Genomic DNA, 15,977 nt, shown 5'->3' on the forward strand with positions numbered 1-15,977 from the left:
CGTCCAGGATACCCGGATCAATCACACGCCAGAAATGCTTACAGCCAGCGCTCATCGGACTGTTATGCACTAAAAATTCGAACTGTTGGTTATCGCTTTCGCTTACAGTCGGGTGAGATTGCTTGCGCGCGGGCCCTTCTGCGACTGTTCGATTTCGAATTCCACATCCGTGTCTTCTTCGAGATCCGAACCGCCGATGTCTTCCATGTGATAGAACACGTCCTCGTCGTCATCGAGATCCGTTTCCTCGTCCTCGTCGACTTTGATAAAGCCGTAGCCGCCCTGATCGTTGAAGAAATCAACCGTACCTTTCGTCATTACATCCGGTCATAGAGCGCTGCCGGGGATAACGCTTCCGAGGGTCGTGATACCACGACTTCGATTGTACGCAGGTGAAGCAGCCGGTCGCATGAGCTGCTGAATACAGCCTCTATGCAGCACGCTATCTCTCCCAACTACTGGAGGGGATTCGCACAAAACTATGGAGTGGCCTGATGATCCCTCTGAGCCGTCGTCGATCGAAGCGCCGATACCGCCCCGCTGCCAACCGCTCACAACCGTGACGAACACGCAGCTCACACTGATCCAGATCGACAACTACGGCCCGTGGACGGTGACGCCGGAACCGCGGCGCGAAGTCGACCTCCAGACCCTCCAATCGCGGCTGTACGCCGACCTCTCACAGCTGTTCGGCAACCGCGATGGCTACGTCTTCTTCTCGCGGTTCGACAACATGGTGGCCGTCACGAACGGGATCGACACGGATGCCCACGCGCTCATCCAGGAATCGATCGGCAACCGCTATCCGGTGACGGTGAGCCTCTCGATCGGCACCGGCGAGACGCCGGCGACGGCGATCGAGACCGCGAGCGAACAGCTTCAGGCTGCTGGCAGCGCACAGGCCAGCGACCGCCGCGAGATACTGCGCGGCGAGCCGGTCGCCGACCCGGAGCGCACCGCTGAGGACGTCCAGATCGCCCACTTCGACGTGAACGACGCCACCGGAAAATATACGGACAGGTTGAACGAGTTCGATACGTTCATCAACATCGAACAGAGCTACGCCGAGCTGATGCGCTATCTCCGCGAGACGCACGACTCGCTGTCGTTTTTCGTCGGCGGCGACAACATCATCGCCACCTGTCCGGATCTCGACGCCGAGCAGTATCACGACGCCATCGACCACGTCAGCGAGGCGGTCGGCGTCGAGCTCAAGGTCGGCGTCGGGCGGGCTGCGGACGCCCAGTCGGCGGGCATGGCCGCCAAACACGCCCTCGAAACCTGTCGGTACGACGGCCGTGACGTCGTGTTCGGCGACCAATGAGATAGAACGGCTGCGCTCTTAACCCTACTGGAGATACTTTTTAGCACGCACGGCCGGAACGGACCGGTATGAGCAGTGCTATCACCGTGCGGGAGATCATGACCCGGGAGTTCCTCGGGGTGAGCGAGAGCGACGACCTGCTCGAAACGGTCGAACTGCTCCTCGACGAGGCTGCTGACTGTGCGGTCGTCCTCCGCGGACGCGACCCCGTCGGGGCGCTCGACGAACGCGATGCGCTTTCGCTGCTCGTCGGCGAGACCGACCCCGCGGCGGCGACGGTGACGGACGCCATGGATGACGGGATCGTCCGGGTCGCCTCGGATGCCTCGCTCACGGCAGCAGCCGAGGCGATGGCCCGCGAGGAGGCCGACTGGCTGCTTGTCGTCGAGGACGAACCGGTGGGCGTGGTCTCGGCGTACGACATCGCCACCGCCTCGACGATCGCGCCCGTCGCCGAGGAAGGAACCGTCTCGACGGCGACCGACCCATCCCCGACCTACGACACACAGGGGATCTGTGAACACTGTGGGACGCTTACGCATGATCTCGTGACCGTGAACGGTCAGTCGATCTGTGCGAACTGCCGCGAGAACTGAAACCCGCTCCCGGCGGTCGGTCCTAGAGGCAAGATTTATATTGCCATCAGGGAACATACTGGTGACATGGCACGAACTACCAATCGGCGCAAGTTCCTCGTCGGTGTCGGAGCTGCGGGTCTCGCCGGCTTCGCCGGCTGCATCGGCGGTGGAGGCGACAACGGAAGCGGCGGCAGTGGCGGGACAGGTACCAGCGGCGGTGGCGGGGGCGGCAACGGAAGCGGTAGCGGGGGCGGGGGTGGTGGTCAGACGATCAAGATCGGCATTCTCCAGCCGACGACTGGCGACCTCGCATCGGTCGGCAAACCGATCCAGAAGGCCGCGCAGCTGCCGGCACGACAGTTACAGAACGCCGACATGGAGTTCTCCATCGAGACACAGATCGAGGACACGCAGACGGACCCGCAGGCAGGTATCAGCGCCGCCCAAGCGCTCGTCGATGCGGGCTACCCGGCGATAACGGGTGCAGCCTCCTCGGAAACGTCTATTCAGGTCGCGAAGAACGTCACGATCCCCAATCAGGTCGTCCTGACCCCGCCGGCGAGCACCTCGCCGGCGATCACCGGCCTGCAGGACAACGGCTACGTCTACCGGACGGCACCGAGCGACGCGCTGCAGGGTGAGGTGCTCGCACGGGTCGCCAGCCAGCGCGTCAACGCAGCGGCGGTGTCGGCGATGTTCGTCAACAACTCCTACGGCCAGGCGCTCGCCGACAGTTTCGTCCAGGCGTTCGACGGCAACGTCCCGGCGCAGGTCTCCTTCGAGAAGGCACAGTCGTCGTACAGCTCGAAGCTCCAGGAGGCGATGTCGTCGAGCCCCGACGGACTGCTCGTCATCGGCTATCCCGAGAGCGGCAACCAGCTGTTCCGCGATTTCTACTCGAACTACGGCCGCGACACGACCATCCTCGTCACCGACGGGCTGCGCGCGCCCGAACTGCCGAGCGACGTCGGTCAGTCCATGACGAACGTCGTCGGCACCGCGCCGATCGCCGCCGGACCGGCCAAGCAGTTCTTCACGAAATCGTTCAAGGACGAGTTCGGCAACGAACCCGGCGTGTTCACCTCGCAGGCCTACGACGCGACCGCGGTCCAGATGCTCGCCATCGCCGCGGCCGGCGAGAACACCGGCTCGGCCGTCCAGCAGAACATGGATTCGGTCGCGAACCCCGGCGGAGCTGAAGTCACGCCGAAAAATCTCGCCGAGGGGATCGGGATGGCCGCCAACGGCGACGACATCAACTATCAGGGCGCATCGAGCAGCGTCAACTTCGACGAGAACGGCGACATGCAGTCGGTCGGCTACGAGATCTTCAGCTACACCGAAAGTGGCGACATCGAACAGCAGGACACCGTCGAGTTCGAAGCCGGCGGCGGTGGCAACAACAGCAGCGCGGGCACGACGAGCGCCTGAACGGGCGTTTCAGCCGCCGAGGAACTCCCGGCGGACCTCGTCGTTGTCGAGCAGTGCCGCGCCGGTGTCGGTGAAGCGGTTCTGGCCCTGGACGAGCACGTAGCCACGGTCACAGCGCGAGAGCGCCTCGATCGCGTTCTGTTCAACCATCAGCACGGCCGTCCCGGCGTCGTTGATGGCGTCGATCCGGTCGAACATCTCGTCGACGAGATCGGGTGCGAGCCCGGCCGACGGCTCGTCGAGCAGGAGGAGGTCGGGATCGAGCATCAGCGCCCGTCCCATCGCCAGCATCTGGCGCTGCCCGCCCGAGAGGGTGCCCGCACGCTGGGACTGGCGCTCTTCGAGGATCGGAAAGCGTTCGAAGACGTCCGCGAGTCGCTCCTCGGGCACCGAATCGAGGATGTACGCGCCCATCTCCAGGTTCTCGCGCACCGAGAGCCCGGCGAAGACGTTCTCGTTCTGTGGGACGTAGCTCACGCCCCGGCGGATCACTTCCTCGGGAGCGAGACCGCCGATCCCCTCGTCGTCGAAGGCGATCGAGCCATCCATGTGGGTCGCCAATCCGAAAATCGCCTTCATCACCGTCGACTTGCCAGCGCCGTTCGGCCCGACGATGCTGACGTACTCCCCGGAATCGACCGCGAGATCCAACGCCGAGAGGATCTGCAGGTCGCCGTAGCCCGCGTCGAGATCGGTGATCGAGAGCAGGCCGTCGGCGGTCGCGTCGCTTTCGCCCGTCTCCGTGTCGTCCGTGACTGCGTGTTCATCGCTCATACGTTCGCCCCCAGATAGGCGTCGATCACCTGCTCGTTCTCGCGGATCGCCGCCGGCGCGTCGTCGGCGAGCACGCGCCCCTGATGCATGACGATGACGCGCTCGCAGTTCTCCATGATCACGTCCATGTCGTGTTCGACCAGCAGGAAGGTGTAGCCCTGTTCGCGGAGTTCGTCGATCCGTTCGAGCAGTTTGTGTTCGAGCGTCGGATTGACCCCTGCGAGCGGCTCGTCGAGGAGAACGACCTCGGGGTCGGTCAGCAGCGCACGGGCCATCTCCAGCAGTTTGCGCTGGCCGCCCGAGAGATTGCCCGCGTACTCCTCGGCGAGATGATCGATCTCAAAGAATTCGAGCGTCTCCCACGCTCGCTCGCGCAGCTCTCGCTCTTGGGCCTGTACCGAGCGGCGCACGCCCGGCAGCACCGCCCGCCAGAGCGACTCACCCTGCTGGCCGCGCGGCGCGAGCAGCATGTTTTCGAGCACGGTCATCTCCTGCAGTTCGCGCGTGATCTGAAACGTGCGAACGAGTCCACGGGCGGCGATCTCGTACGGCTGCAGGCCCGTGATCTCCTCGTTGTGGAGCTTCACCGAGCCACCGGTCGGGCGATGGACGCCCGTGATACAGTCGAACGTGGTCGATTTGCCAGCGCCGTTCGGCCCGATCAACCCCGTGAGTGATCCCTCTTCGATGGCGAAGCCGGCCCCGTCGACCGCCGTCAGTCCGCCGAACTCCATGCGGAGATCGTCGACCCGGAGCGGTCGCCCGGGCGGTATCTCGCGGGCAGCACGCTCGACGTCCGAGTCCTCTTCGGGATCGATATCCGTGATCTCCTCGGGGTTCTCACCCTCGATCGCCACCCCCGTATCGCTTTCACTCATCGTCGACCTCCGTCTCGCCGCCGTCTGCTTGGCCGGCCGCGGTCCGCTCGCGCGCGAGCGAGACGGCCGCGGCGGTCTCCTTGCGGTGGCCGAGCAGTCCATCGGGTCGGTTCTGCACGAGATAGACCAACACCACCCCGACGAGCACGAACCGGAGGCTGGAGACGTCGGCGAGCGTGTAGGCAAGCAGCGGCCCGACATCCAGCGAGCCGAGCGCGGCGATCGCGTCGGTGAACGTGTTCGGTGCGCCGCCGAGATCGACGGTCTGTTGGACGAGCCGACGGACGAACGTCGGTCCCTCGAACAGCAGCCCGGCGAACAGCGCGCCGCCGATGACGCTGCCGGTGTTCGAGCCAGAGCCACCGATGATCAGCGCGATGAAGACGTAGAAGGTGATGATCGGGAGGAACAGTGCGGGGTTGACGAGTTGTTGACTCCCCTGCCAGAGAATTCCGCCGAGCCCCATCAGCGCACAGCCGAGCATGAACGTCTTGATCTTGAACCGGTTCGTGTTCTTCCCGAGCGAACTCGCCACGAGTTCGTCCTCGCGGATGGCCTTGAGCACCCGTCCGAACGGCGAGTTGCCGACGCGCGTGAGCAGGAGATAGAACAGGCCGACGAAGATCACGAGCACGATCGTGTAGGTCCAGTCGACGATGACCGGTTCGTCAAGTCCAAGCGTTTTGAAGAAGCCGAAGACGGCCTCGCCGAGTCCCGTCTTGCCGGCGGCGGGGCTCGATGGCGTCGTGTAGTAGAGCGCCATCACGGGGTTGGTCGGCGTCTGGATGCCCTGTGAGGCACCGGTGCCGAGGTCGGCACCCGCGATCGAGAAGGTCTGGAAGGTGGTGGAGTTGTACGTGAGTCGGATGATCTCGGAGAGGCCGAGCGTGACGATGGCCAGATAATCGGCCTTGAGTCTGAGTGCGGGTAGCGCCGCGAGCGCGCCGACGAGCGCCGCCGCGACCATCCCGCCGATGACGCCGACCCAGAGCGGGAGGCCGAGCCCGGGGACGCCGCCCGCCGCGGGGCTCGCTGGCGCGGTGAGCATCGCCATCGTGTAGACGCCGACGGCCATGAACCCCGCGACGCCGATGTTCAGCAGCCCCGCATAGCCCCACTGGAGATTTAAGGCGAGCGCGAGCAGCGCGTAGACGGCCGCGAAGAAGGTGATCCGTTGGAGCGTGCTCGCGAGCCCCGCGATATCGAGCCCGAGTGCCATCCCCAACGCCGTGAAGCCGACGTACAGCCCGAACAGCACGCCGAGGATCAACACGGCGTCGTTGTCGGGCAGACGGGCCGCGACCCGCTCGGTGGCGCTACTCATCGGTCGTCCACCCCGTTGATCGCGTACACGATTGATGACGGCGGTACGTACCGCGGGGCGGTCATGCGGTCGTCACCCCGCCGAACAGCCCCGACGGTTTGACCAACAGCATGAATATCATGACGAGGAAGGCCGCGACGGTGGTGAAATCGGATGGTATCCAGACCAGTGACACCGTGCTCGCGAGCCCGATGAGCAACCCGCCGAACATCGCGCCGTAGACCGAGCCGATGCCGCCCAGAATGACCGCCGCGAAAATGAGGAGGAGCAGTACCCAGCCGAAGTCGAAGGCGATGGTGCCCGTTTCGAGCGTGATGAGATAGCCTGCCGCGCCGGTGAGCCCGCCACCGATGATCCACGTCGCGCGGACGACGCGCTCGGTGGGAATGCCGGTGACGCGCGCGAGGTCGCGGTTGTCGGCCATTGCGCGCATCGCCGTCCCGAGCTTCGTGTACTGGAGCACGACGTGAACGCCGACCAGCAGGCCGATCGCACAGATCGCGAGCGTCGCCTCGTGGGCGTTGATCCGGATGCCGACACCGGGAACGGCGATCCCGGGGATCGACCCACCGGTGATACCCGGACGACTGGTGCCGAAGACGAACGCGATCAGATAGCGCAGCGCGAGCGCGACGCCGACGCTCGCGATGAGCAGCGAGATCCCCTCCTGATCGCGCATCGGCTTGTAGACGAGTCGATCGATGAGCAGGGTGAGCGCGATGGTGAACACGACCGCCATGACGAGCCCCGCGACGACCGCCAGCGGCGTCGAGACGACGCTCACGCCGACGCTGCCCGCGCTCGCGTCGCCGCTGACGCCGAGCAGGAGGAGATCGCCGACCGATACCGTGCCGGACCCCGCGATCACGTAGGTGGTCGCCCAGCCGGCGAACGCACCACTGGAGATGTAGTCTCCGTGAGCGAAGTTGGGAAAGCCGAGGATCGAATACGTCATCGAGAGCCCGACCCCCGCGAGCCCGATGACCAGTCCGAGGATCAGCCCGTCCTTGAGGAAGACGGCGAGGCTGAGCACCGACAGCGAGCCGCCCAGTAGTTTCGAAACCAGATCGACCGCCAACAGCACGCAGACGACCGCGACCAGCAGCGTGAGGGGTCGTTCGGCGACGACGCTCCGGCCGCGAGAGTAGGTTTCAGCAATCCCCATGATATGAGTACACATGAAACGGTGGGGGAGACCGTAATAAGTGTTGCTCCCTCCGTCCGGCGATCGGGAGGGAAAGGGATTTGCCGGCGGCCGAAGGAGGGCGCACAATGATCCGAACCCTCGACGACCTCGACTGTGAGGGCGTCGCCGTCGGGGTGCGCATCGACATCAACAGCCCGCTCTCCGAGACGGGGTTGGCCGACGACGCCCGCCTGCGCGCCCACGTCGAGACCCTCTCGGAGCTGCTCGAACGCGGCGCACGCGTGGCAATCCTCGCCCATCAGGGCCGTCCCGGCGACGACGATTTCTCGACGCTCGCCGCCCACGCCGACCGTCTCGACGAACTGCTTTCCTTCTCCGTCGACTACTGCGATGCCACCTTCTCGGCCGCTGCCAGGGAGCGCGTCGCCGAACTCGAAGACGGGGAAGCCGTCCTGCTCGAAAACACACGCTTCTACGCCGAGGAGTACATGGAGTTCGACCCCGAGCGCGCGGCCGACACCCATCTCGTCGAGGGGCTCGTGCCCGCGCTCGACGTCTACGTCAACGACGCCTTCGCCGCCGCCCACCGCTCACAGCCCTCGCTCGTCGGCTTTCCACAGCGACTGCCGGGCTACGCCGGCCGGGTGATGGAGCGCGAACTCGACGTGCTCGCGGCCATTGAGGACACCCCCCAGCCCCGCGTCTACCTGCTCGGCGGCGCGAAGGTCGGCGATTCCATCGGTGTTGCCCGGAGCGTCCTCGAACGCGGCCTCGCCGACACGGTGCTGACCGCGGGCCTCGTCGGTAACGTCTGCCTGCTCGCCAGCGGCGCGGAACTGGGAACCGCAAGCGCGGAGTTCGTCTACGATCAGGGCTACTGGGACGAGATCGATCGTGCGGGCGAACTGCTCGATGCCCACGACGAACTCCGGGTTCCGATGGACGTCGCGATCGAGCGCAACGGCGAGCGCCACGAGATCCCCGTCGCGGAACTGCCCCAGGAGACCGAGACGCCGGCGATGGACGTCGGTAGCGAGACCGTCGCCGCCTATTCCGAGATCTTGGAGGATGCCGGCACGGTGATCCTGAACGGGCCGGCGGGCGTCTTCGAGGAGGAGACGTTCGCCCACGGGACGCGTGAGCTCTATTCGACGGCCAGCGAGGCCGATCACAGCATCGTCGGCGGCGGCGACACGGCGGCGGCGATCCGGCGACTGGGCATCGACGGGTTCTCGCACGTGAGCACCGGCGGCGGCGCGTCGCTCGCGCTGCTCGCCGGCGATTCACTGCCGGCCGTCGAGGCGCTCGACGAGTGACCATCGAAACGCCCGACACCACGGCCGCGGGCGAGATCGCGGAGCTGTGGGTCGAACTCGCCCGCGATCAGCGTGCGTTCGGCTCGCATCTCCGCGCCGAGCCCAATCGGGCGACAATCCGCGAGGCGATCGTCCGCGACATCATCGCCGGTGGACTGTTGGTCGCCCGCGAGGACGGTGTGATCGTGGGGTTCGTCATGTTTGGGCCCGAATCCGAGCGATTCGAGCAGGACGTCTCGCGCGGTATCGTCCGGAACATCGTCGTCCGGTCGGAGCGCCGAAACGAGGGCATCGGCGCGGAGCTGCTCGCGGCGGCCGAGCGCGAACTGGCCGCGGCGGGCTTCGACGCCGTCGCCCTCTCGACGCTCGCGGCCAACGAGGCGGCGCGGCGCTTTTACACGCGGGCGGGCTACGAGCCACACCGCATCGACTTCGAGAAGTCGCTCGAAAGCGACAGCGACAAATCGGGCCGTGGGTAAACCACGAGTGCGCCAGGGGAGCTTGGGTGGTGCAAGCACTCGATTTGTAATCGAGAATTCGTGGGTTCAAATCCCACCCCTGGCTCTGTAGTGCGAACCGATCGAGCGTAGCGCGAGCCGAACGGTATGAACCCCCCGTTGTTATCAGGGGGTGTGACTTTTCGATCCCGTGTCGTGGTCGACGGTGAGGGCACGGGGGTACTGTCGCGTGGGCATTGTCGCGAGGCGATCGAGACGCCGACGAGTGACCTCCGACGCTCGCAACGCCACAATGAAATCGAAGCAAACGTGCGTCGTGACGGGCGGATCGCGGGGAATCGGACGCGGAATCGCCGAGGAGCTCGGTCGCAACGGCGCGACCGTCGTCGTGAACTACCGATCGTCGGAGGCTGCCGCCCACGAGACGGCAGAGACCATCAAGGACGAGGGTGGGACCGCCGTTCCGCTCCAGGCCGATGTCGCCGAGCCGGACGAGGTCGACGCTCTCCGTGATCGGGTCCACGAGCTGTTCGGCCCGATCGACGTGCTCGTGAACAACGCCGGCATCACCGTCGATCGGACGTTCGCGAACATGAGCCGCGAGGACTGGCAGCGCGTCATGGACGTGAACCTGGGTGGTGTCTTCAACTGTACGAACGCCTTCTTCGAGGATATCGGCGACGCCGAGCATGGACGGTTGATCAACGTTTCGAGCGTTGTCGCCCAGCAGGGCAACTACGGACAGGCGAACTACGCGGCGACCAAGAGCGGGTTGTTCGGCTTCACGCGCACCATCGCACTCGAACTCGCCAGTTCGGGATCGACCGCGAACTGCGTCGCGCCGGGGTTCGTCGAGACCGACATGCTGGACGACGTTCCCGACGACGTGAAGGAGAAGATCCGTCAGCGCATCCCGCTGGATCGCTTCGCCAGCGTCGAGGACATCGCCGGCATCATCCGGTTCGTCGCCTGCGAGGATTCCGAATACATGACCGGCCAAATCCTCGCGGTTAACGGCGGCATGGAGTGGTAGGAACTGAGGCAGCGACAGTGCGCTGGCTGTAAGAGTGTAGTAGCTCCGCCTCGTAGGACGGATGATGACGAACACCACGGCATCGGACTCAATTCCCGTCACAGTCGTGAGCGGCCCGCTCGGCGCGGGGAAGACGACGCTGCTCAACCGATTGCTGGCCTCCCCCGGCGGTCGCGAGATCGCCGTCATCGTCAACGACATGGGTGAGGTGAACGTCGACGCCGAACTGCTCGCTCGCTCGGACGACGCCGACGATCCGGGCATCGTCGATCTCTCGAACGGCTGCATCTGCTGTCGTCTCCAGGACGATCTGCTCACCGAGGCCGCACGACTCGCCGAAACCCGCCGCTTCGACGTCCTAGTGGTCGAATCGTCGGGTATCAGCGAACCGGTGCCGGTCGCGCGGACGTTCCTGGAGGGCTCCGACGAGAGCGATATCGATCCGACCGACCACTACCACCTCGATACGATGGTGTCGGTGATCGATGCCTACGGCTTCTGGAAAGAGTTCGACGCCGGCGCGTCGCTGCCCGCGGGGGCCGAATCCGACATGGACCGCCCGCTCGCGGACGTTCTGATGGAGGGCATCGAGTTCTGTGACGTCCTTCTTCTCAACAAATGCGATATGGTGCCCGACGAACGACTCGACGAGATCGAGGCCACACTCGGAACGCTCCAGTCCCGGGCCGAGATCGTCCGGACGACGCGTTCCGACGTCGATCCGGAACTCGTGCTCGACACCGACCGATTCGACTTCGCGGACGTCACGCGCTCGGCCGGCTGGAAGCAGGCATTGGCGGGCGATGGCCACGACCACGACCGGCCGGCGGCCGCGGCCCACGGCGTCTCGTCGTTCGTCTACACCGCGGAACGGCCCTTCCACCCCGAACGACTCGACGAGTGGCTCGACTCGTGGACCGAGTCGGTGATCCGGGCGAAAGGCGTCTTCCGACTCGCCGGACGCGACGACGTGATGGGGCTCAATCGGGCCGGACCGTCGGTGCAGGCCGGCCCCATCGGAGAGTGGAACGACGATGACGACCGCCGCACCCGACTCGTGTTCATCGGCAGCGGGATGGACGAGGAGGGGATCGTCGCCGCTCTGGACGACTGTCTGCTAGGCGATGAACCGGAGAATCGCGCGTTCGACGACCCGTTCCCGACGAACTGAGCTACGGCGAGACCTGCTCGCGGAGATCGTCCCACGACTCGTGGAAGCCGTAGTTCGAGTCCGTCGTCTCGTCCCCACGGACGACCTCCTGGTAGGTGTCGTCGTAGTCGAGCAGCTTGCCCCAGCCCTCCATGTCGTAGCTACAGTAGATGCACATGGGTGTCGATACCACGACTATCCAGCCATGGGACATAACGTTTGTGCGGGCGTGAGTCGCGCCCTCTTCCCTTGAGCTCACTAGTCGCTACGGGTGTCGCAGGGCGCGCAAAAATCGGTGATCGGCGGAGTTAGGGTTCGAGAAGGACCTTCGTGACACCTTCCTCGCGGTTGTCGAAGCGCTCGTACATCTCGGGGGCCTCGTCGAGACCCACCCGGTGCGAGACGAGGAAGCTCGGGTCGGCGCGGCCCTCGATGATGAGATCGCGGAGCTGGCGGTTGTACGATTTGACGTCGCACTGGCCGGTACCCAGTTTCTGGCCTTTCTCGAACAGCAGCCCGAAGTCGATGCCCAGTCGCCCTTCGGCGGCCATCTCGTCGGGCGCGCCGGGGTCGTCGGGGACGTACAGCCCGACGATGCCGAGCTGGCCGGTCGGGCGCACAGTTCTGATGAGGTTGTTGAGCACGTTCGCAGGACTTTCCCGCGCCGGGTCGTAGGCATCGTCGGCCTCCTTGTCGGGGTCGACGGCCTGATAGCCGACCGCGTCAACACCCTTGTCGACGCCGCTGCCGTGGATCTCCTTGATCTGCTCGACGGGGTCACCCTCCTCGAAGTTGATCGGCGTGGCGTCGCAGTGATCGCGCGCGAGATCGAGTCGGCTCGGCACGCGATCGACCGAGTAGATCTCCGATGCGCCCTGGATCTTCGCACTGTAGGCCGCCATCAGTCCGACGGGGCCAGCGCCGTAGATCGCGACCGACTCGCCGGGCTGGAGATCGGCCAGCCGCGTGCCGTGCCACCCAGTTGGGAAGATATCGGCCAGTAGCGCGAACGAGTCCTCGTTGCCTTCCTCGGGGAGTTGAAGCGCGTTGAAGTCCGCGTACGGTACGCGGAGCTTCTCCGCCTGCCCACCTTTGTACGGTCCCATCGCGACGTAGCCGTAGGCACCGCCGGCGAAGCCGGGGTTGACGTTGGTACAGAACCCGGTCTTGCCGTTCTCGCAGTTCTCACAGAACCCACAGGCCACGTTGAACGGGAGGACGATGCGGTCGCCCTCTTCGAGCGTGCTGACGCCGTCGCCGACCTCCTCGACGATGCCCATGTTCTCGTGGCCGAAGACGATCCCCTCCTCGGCCGCGGTCCGCCCCTCGTACATGTGGAGATCCGAGCCACAGATGCACGATGTCGTGACGTCGATCACCACGTCGTTGGGGTGTTCGATTGCCGGTTCGTCGACCTCCTCGACGGCCACTTCGTGTTCGCCCTGATAGACGACTGCTTCCATTGACATTGTGTTCCAAAAACACATGCAGGCGAGGTGTGCTTCAATCTTTTGTAATCATTAACGCATATCGATGGCTGTGCGAACCGGAACGTTCCTCCGCCGGTCGGCCGTACCGGCCCCGTGAGCCAGACCAATCGGCAGTTCGTTCTCGGCAAACGGCCAGAGGGCAAGCCCGACCGCGACACCTTCGAGCTGGAGGAAACCGGGATTCCGGAGCCGAAACACGGCGAAGTGCTCGTCCGGACGCTCTTCCTCTCGGTCGATCCGTACATGCGCGGACGGATGCGCGACCGCGAATCGTACGCCGACCCGTGGGACGTGGGCGAGCCGATGGCCGGCCACGTCGTCGGCGAGGTCGTCGACTCCGAACACGACGACTGGCAGGCGGGAGAGTTCGTCTTCGGCAACGGCTCCTGGAGCGAGTACGCGACCCTCGACGGCGACGATCTCACACCCGTCGAACCGAGCGCGAACGCACCGCTCGAATCGTATCTCGGCGTGCTGGGCATGCCCGGTCGCACGGCCTACTTCGGCACGCGCGAGGTGGTCGAACCGACGCCTGGCGATACGGTGGCCGTCTCGGGCGCGGCCGGTGCGGTCGGCTCGACAGTGGGCCAGTTGGCGTCCTTCGCCGGTGCACGTGTCGTCGGCTTCGCGGGCAGCGACGAGAAAGTCGACTATCTCGAAGACGATCTCGGCTTCGACGCCGGTATCAACTACAAGGAGACCGACGACTACCGCGCGGCGCTCGACGAGGCAGCACCCGAGGGCGTCGACGGCTACTTCGACAACGTCGGCGGGCCGATCTCGGATGCCGTCTTCACGAAACTCAACGTCGATGCACGGGTCGCGGTCTGCGGGCAGATCGCCACGTACAACGACGAGGGCGTCGCGACCGGTCCCCGGAAGCTCCCGATGCTCATCCCCTCGCGCGCCCGCGTCCAGGGATTGCTCGTCGGCGACTACGTGGCTCGTTTCGAGCAGGCCAACGCGCGCCTTCAGGAGTGGGTGGAAAACGGCGATCTCGTCCACCGCGAGTCGATCGTCGATGGCTTCGAGAATGCACCCGACGCCTTCCTCGGACTGTTCGAGGGCGACAACATCGGCAAGCAGGTCGTGAACGTCGCCGAGCCGAGCGAGTAGCTCCGTCCGAAAGCGACGGGTCTACCCCGGATCGTCACCGACTTCGCGGTGATGGCATCCGCTGACGGCACGATCATGCCGGTCGACGACGTTCCTGCCGACACGACGGCGCTGTTCAGGATCCGCGAACGCGATAATGGAGAAACCCACGAGGCCGTTCTCATCGATACTGACGACGGCATCGAAGCGTGGCTGAACCACTGTATGCATTTCACCCATATCGGCCTCGACAAGGGATCGGGCGCGGAGTGCCGGAACGGCGAGATCGTCTGTACGAACCACGGCGCGATGTTCGAGGCCGACACCGGCCACTGCACGTTCGGCCCCTGCGAGGGCGCACGCCTCGCCGACGTCGCTGTCTCGGTCGAGAACGGTACCGTCCGACTCGCCGACGAGCGCTACGAGTTCGTCGCCACCGGGCCGAAAGCGGCCGACGATGTGGATCTCACCTCGACCTCGAACGTCGAGTTCTGACCCTCAGCCCACGAACGCCGCGCGGCAGTCCTCGTCACAGAAATGCTCGGCGCTCACCTGTCCGTTTTCGACGCTCGTCAGCACGCGATGGGTCGGCTCGTTGACGATCGTTTCACCACAGCTCGCACACGTCGGCGCGCTTTCCTCGGTGTCCTCGCCGACCGTGGATGTCGGATCGTTCATGACCCGTGTTCACGTCTGGCGGTATAAATAGCCGACTACCTGTCGCGGGCGACCGTCTCGTCCGGCTCCGTCCGCGTGCCCGCATCGAGCACGACGCCCGGATAGAGCGTGGTGTGAACTCCCGTTTTCGTGCCATCGCCGACGACGACGCCGTACTTCCGTCGGCCGGTGGAGACGCGCTCGCCCTTCACGGTCTGATCGACGGGAGAATCGTCGTGGCGGAGGTTGGCGACCGTCGTGTTGGCCCCGAAGTTCACGTCCCTCCCCAGAACGCTGTCGCCGACGTACGAGAGGTGGGGGACGTGCGTCCCGGCCATCACGACGCTGTTTTTGATCTCGACGCCGTTGCCGACCCGCACCTCTTCGCCGAGCAGCGTCGCGCCGCGGACGTAGGCGTTCGGCCCGACGTGTGCACCCGCGCGGATCAATGCTGGACCCTCGACGACCACGCCCGGCTCGACGTGTGCACCCTCCTCCACCACGACGGGTCCACGGAGTTCGGCGCGTTCGCTGACCTCGCCCTCCACGCGCCCGTCGAGGGCGGCGAGTTTCCACTCGTTCGCTTCCAGGAGTTCCCAGGGTCGGCCGACGCCCATCCAGCGGTCGAGCTCCGTGTAGGAGACCTCGTACTCGGCGAACACCCGATCGAGTACGTCCGTGAGTTCGTATTCGCCGCGCTCGCTCTGCTCGACGTCGAGCCATTCGCGTGCCTCGCCCGGCAGGACGCAGGCCCCGGCGCTCACGAGATTCGTTTCGGGCTTCTCGGGCTTTTCGGTGACGCCCACCACTCGTTCGCCGTCGGTGTCGAGGACTCCGTAGTTGGAGGGGTTTTCGGCGCGATAGGCGGTGATGCCCGGCGCGTTCTCGAACAGTTCCTGAACACTTCCCGGATCGTAGAGATCGTCGCCGTAGAGGACGGCGAAGTCGTCGTCGAGGTGTTCGCGTGCGGCCCGGACGGCGTGAGCGGTCCCGAGCTGCTGGTCTTGCATGGCGTATTTTACGGGAATCCCGCGATACTCCTCGCCGAAATACTCGCGGACGGCGTCGGCCTCGTAGCCGACGACGAGGATCAGTTCGTCCGTGCCGGCCGCGATGGCCGCGTCGGCGGTGTGCGCACAGAGCGGACGGTCGGCGACCGGGAGCATCGGTTTCGGGGTGTGGGCGGTCAGCGGGCGCATCCGTGTGCCTTCGCCGGCCGCGAGGAGCACTGTCTGCATACCGGGGCCGACTCGCTGACGTGAAATAGGCCTACCGTTCGTCGGTGCTGGCAGTGGGACGCCGTTGGACCACTATGTTTTCGG

General features: G+C 65.4%; 18 protein-coding genes and 1 tRNA gene. 10 read left to right on the forward strand and 9 right to left on the reverse strand.

Features of this window, described 5'->3' with window-relative positions:
• Positions 1-102: 102 nt before the first annotated feature.
• Complete coding sequence (locus MUK72_RS04335) at positions 103-318, reverse strand: cold-shock protein (protein ID WP_004051554.1); 216 nt, start codon at positions 316-318, stop codon at positions 103-105.
• A 241-nt stretch (positions 319-559) separates the two neighbouring features.
• Between MUK72_RS04335 and MUK72_RS04340 the strand changes: the two genes are divergently transcribed.
• The 3 genes from MUK72_RS04340 (at position 560) to MUK72_RS04350 (ending at position 3,333) form a co-directional block, all read left to right on the forward strand.
• Positions 560-1,324, forward strand: coding sequence for a GTP cyclohydrolase III (locus tag MUK72_RS04340; protein ID WP_244704259.1), 765 nt, complete (start codon positions 560-562; stop codon positions 1,322-1,324).
• Positions 1,325-1,392: 68 nt separating this feature from the next.
• Positions 1,393-1,920 (forward strand): CBS domain-containing protein, encoded by a 528-nt coding sequence (locus tag MUK72_RS04345; RefSeq protein ID WP_244704261.1) that lies wholly within the window; start codon positions 1,393-1,395, stop codon positions 1,918-1,920.
• Positions 1,921-1,986: 66 nt separating this feature from the next.
• Positions 1,987-3,333: an ABC transporter substrate-binding protein gene (locus MUK72_RS04350; protein ID WP_244704263.1), complete on the forward strand. Its 1,347-nt coding sequence runs from the start codon at positions 1,987-1,989 to the stop codon at positions 3,331-3,333.
• Between the two features lie 9 nt (positions 3,334-3,342).
• Here the strand turns inward: MUK72_RS04350 and MUK72_RS04355 are convergent, their stop codons facing one another.
• From MUK72_RS04355 to MUK72_RS04370, 4 genes are all read right to left on the reverse strand, one after another.
• A complete protein-coding gene (locus MUK72_RS04355) occupies positions 3,343-4,107 on the reverse strand; it encodes an ABC transporter ATP-binding protein (protein ID WP_244704265.1) in 765 nt (254 codons plus the stop codon).
• A complete protein-coding gene (locus MUK72_RS04360) occupies positions 4,104-4,985 on the reverse strand; it encodes an ABC transporter ATP-binding protein (protein WP_244704267.1) in 882 nt (293 codons plus the stop codon). The genes MUK72_RS04355 and MUK72_RS04360 overlap by 4 nt, the downstream gene beginning before the upstream one ends.
• On the reverse strand, positions 4,978-6,309 hold the full coding sequence (locus MUK72_RS04365) for a branched-chain amino acid ABC transporter permease (protein WP_244704269.1): 1,332 nt from the start codon (positions 6,307-6,309) through the stop codon (positions 4,978-4,980). Before MUK72_RS04365 ends, MUK72_RS04360 begins: the two co-directional genes overlap by 8 nt.
• A 61-nt stretch (positions 6,310-6,370) precedes the next feature.
• Positions 6,371-7,474: a branched-chain amino acid ABC transporter permease gene (locus MUK72_RS04370; RefSeq protein ID WP_244704271.1), complete on the reverse strand. Its 1,104-nt coding sequence runs from the start codon at positions 7,472-7,474 to the stop codon at positions 6,371-6,373.
• Positions 7,475-7,581: 107 nt separating this feature from the next.
• Here MUK72_RS04370 and MUK72_RS04375 point away from each other — a divergent pair, with 107 nt between their 5' ends.
• The 5 genes from MUK72_RS04375 to MUK72_RS04395 all read left to right on the forward strand — a co-directional run bounded on the left by MUK72_RS04375 (position 7,582) and on the right by MUK72_RS04395 (position 11,434).
• Positions 7,582-8,772 carry a phosphoglycerate kinase gene (locus tag MUK72_RS04375; RefSeq protein ID WP_244704273.1) on the forward strand — a complete coding sequence of 397 codons (1,191 nt, stop codon included), beginning with the start codon at positions 7,582-7,584 and terminating at the stop codon, positions 8,770-8,772.
• Entirely contained in the window at positions 8,769-9,251 is a 483-nt protein-coding gene (locus tag MUK72_RS04380) for a GNAT family N-acetyltransferase (protein ID WP_244704275.1), read from the forward strand. The genes MUK72_RS04375 and MUK72_RS04380 overlap by 4 nt, the downstream gene beginning before the upstream one ends.
• An 11-nt stretch (positions 9,252-9,262) precedes the next feature.
• A tRNA-Thr gene (locus tag MUK72_RS04385) sits at positions 9,263-9,336 on the forward strand.
• Between the two features lie 186 nt (positions 9,337-9,522).
• Positions 9,523-10,263 carry a 3-oxoacyl-ACP reductase FabG gene (gene fabG, locus MUK72_RS04390; RefSeq protein ID WP_244704277.1) on the forward strand — a complete coding sequence of 247 codons (741 nt, stop codon included), beginning with the start codon at positions 9,523-9,525 and terminating at the stop codon, positions 10,261-10,263.
• Positions 10,264-10,327: 64 nt separating this feature from the next.
• Complete coding sequence (locus tag MUK72_RS04395; RefSeq protein ID WP_244704279.1) at positions 10,328-11,434, forward strand: CobW family GTP-binding protein; 1,107 nt, start codon at positions 10,328-10,330, stop codon at positions 11,432-11,434.
• Position 11,435: 1 nt separating this feature from the next.
• Here the strand turns inward: MUK72_RS04395 and MUK72_RS04400 are convergent, their stop codons facing one another.
• The gene (locus MUK72_RS04400; RefSeq protein WP_244704282.1) at positions 11,436-11,591 is read right to left on the reverse strand and encodes a hypothetical protein; all 156 of its coding nucleotides are present in this window, start codon (positions 11,589-11,591) and stop codon (positions 11,436-11,438) included.
• Between the two features lie 130 nt (positions 11,592-11,721).
• Positions 11,722-12,876 carry a glutathione-independent formaldehyde dehydrogenase gene (locus tag MUK72_RS04405; RefSeq protein WP_244704284.1) on the reverse strand — a complete coding sequence of 385 codons (1,155 nt, stop codon included), beginning with the start codon at positions 12,874-12,876 and terminating at the stop codon, positions 11,722-11,724.
• 120 nt (positions 12,877-12,996) lie between these two features.
• Between MUK72_RS04405 and MUK72_RS04410 the strand changes: the two genes are divergently transcribed.
• Both MUK72_RS04410 and MUK72_RS04415 read left to right on the forward strand, forming a co-directional pair.
• Positions 12,997-14,019, forward strand: a complete 1,023-nt coding sequence (locus MUK72_RS04410; RefSeq protein WP_244704285.1) for an NADP-dependent oxidoreductase — start codon at positions 12,997-12,999, stop codon at positions 14,017-14,019.
• A 51-nt stretch (positions 14,020-14,070) separates the two neighbouring features.
• Positions 14,071-14,493, forward strand: a complete 423-nt coding sequence (locus tag MUK72_RS04415) for a Rieske (2Fe-2S) protein (RefSeq protein WP_244704287.1) — start codon at positions 14,071-14,073, stop codon at positions 14,491-14,493.
• 3 nt (positions 14,494-14,496) lie between these two features.
• Here MUK72_RS04415 and MUK72_RS04420 read toward each other — a convergent pair whose 3' ends face one another.
• Together MUK72_RS04420 and glmU are read right to left on the reverse strand one after the other, a co-directional pair.
• Positions 14,497-14,676: a DUF7576 family protein gene (locus MUK72_RS04420; protein ID WP_244704290.1), complete on the reverse strand. Its 180-nt coding sequence runs from the start codon at positions 14,674-14,676 to the stop codon at positions 14,497-14,499.
• Positions 14,677-14,711: 35 nt separating this feature from the next.
• Positions 14,712-15,893, reverse strand: coding sequence for a bifunctional sugar-1-phosphate nucleotidylyltransferase/acetyltransferase (gene glmU, locus MUK72_RS04425; protein WP_244704291.1), 1,182 nt, complete (start codon positions 15,891-15,893; stop codon positions 14,712-14,714).
• Positions 15,894-15,977 lie beyond the last annotated feature (84 nt).

The organism is Halococcus dombrowskii (genome assembly GCF_022870485.1).
Classification (GTDB): Archaea; Halobacteriota; Halobacteria; order Halobacteriales; family Halococcaceae; genus Halococcus; species Halococcus morrhuae.

Excerpts from the sequence above, each read along its gene's own strand:
- MUK72_RS04335 (WP_004051554.1), bottom strand. The coding sequence starts at position 318 with ATGACGAAAGGTACGGTTGATTTCTTCAACGATCAGGGCGGCTACGGC.
- MUK72_RS04345 (WP_244704261.1), top strand. The coding sequence starts at position 1,393 with ATGAGCAGTGCTATCACCGTGCGGGAGATCATGACCCGGGAGTTCCTC.
- MUK72_RS04350 (WP_244704263.1), top strand. The coding sequence starts at position 1,987 with ATGGCACGAACTACCAATCGGCGCAAGTTCCTCGTCGGTGTCGGAGCT.
- MUK72_RS04355 (WP_244704265.1), bottom strand. The coding sequence starts at position 4,107 with ATGAGCGATGAACACGCAGTCACGGACGACACGGAGACGGGCGAAAGC.
- MUK72_RS04360 (WP_244704267.1), bottom strand. The coding sequence starts at position 4,985 with ATGAGTGAAAGCGATACGGGGGTGGCGATCGAGGGTGAGAACCCCGAG.
- MUK72_RS04365 (WP_244704269.1), bottom strand. The coding sequence starts at position 6,309 with ATGAGTAGCGCCACCGAGCGGGTCGCGGCCCGTCTGCCCGACAACGAC.
- MUK72_RS04370 (WP_244704271.1), bottom strand. The coding sequence starts at position 7,474 with ATGGGGATTGCTGAAACCTACTCTCGCGGCCGGAGCGTCGTCGCCGAA.
- MUK72_RS04375 (WP_244704273.1), top strand. The coding sequence starts at position 7,582 with ATGATCCGAACCCTCGACGACCTCGACTGTGAGGGCGTCGCCGTCGGG.
- fabG (WP_244704277.1), top strand. The coding sequence starts at position 9,523 with ATGAAATCGAAGCAAACGTGCGTCGTGACGGGCGGATCGCGGGGAATC.
- MUK72_RS04395 (WP_244704279.1), top strand. The coding sequence starts at position 10,328 with ATGACGAACACCACGGCATCGGACTCAATTCCCGTCACAGTCGTGAGC.
- MUK72_RS04400 (WP_244704282.1), bottom strand. The coding sequence starts at position 11,591 with ATGTGCATCTACTGTAGCTACGACATGGAGGGCTGGGGCAAGCTGCTC.
- MUK72_RS04405 (WP_244704284.1), bottom strand. The coding sequence starts at position 12,876 with ATGGAAGCAGTCGTCTATCAGGGCGAACACGAAGTGGCCGTCGAGGAG.
- MUK72_RS04415 (WP_244704287.1), top strand. The coding sequence starts at position 14,071 with ATGGCATCCGCTGACGGCACGATCATGCCGGTCGACGACGTTCCTGCC.
- MUK72_RS04420 (WP_244704290.1), bottom strand. The coding sequence starts at position 14,676 with ATGAACGATCCGACATCCACGGTCGGCGAGGACACCGAGGAAAGCGCG.
- glmU (WP_244704291.1), bottom strand. The coding sequence starts at position 15,893 with ATGCAGACAGTGCTCCTCGCGGCCGGCGAAGGCACACGGATGCGCCCG.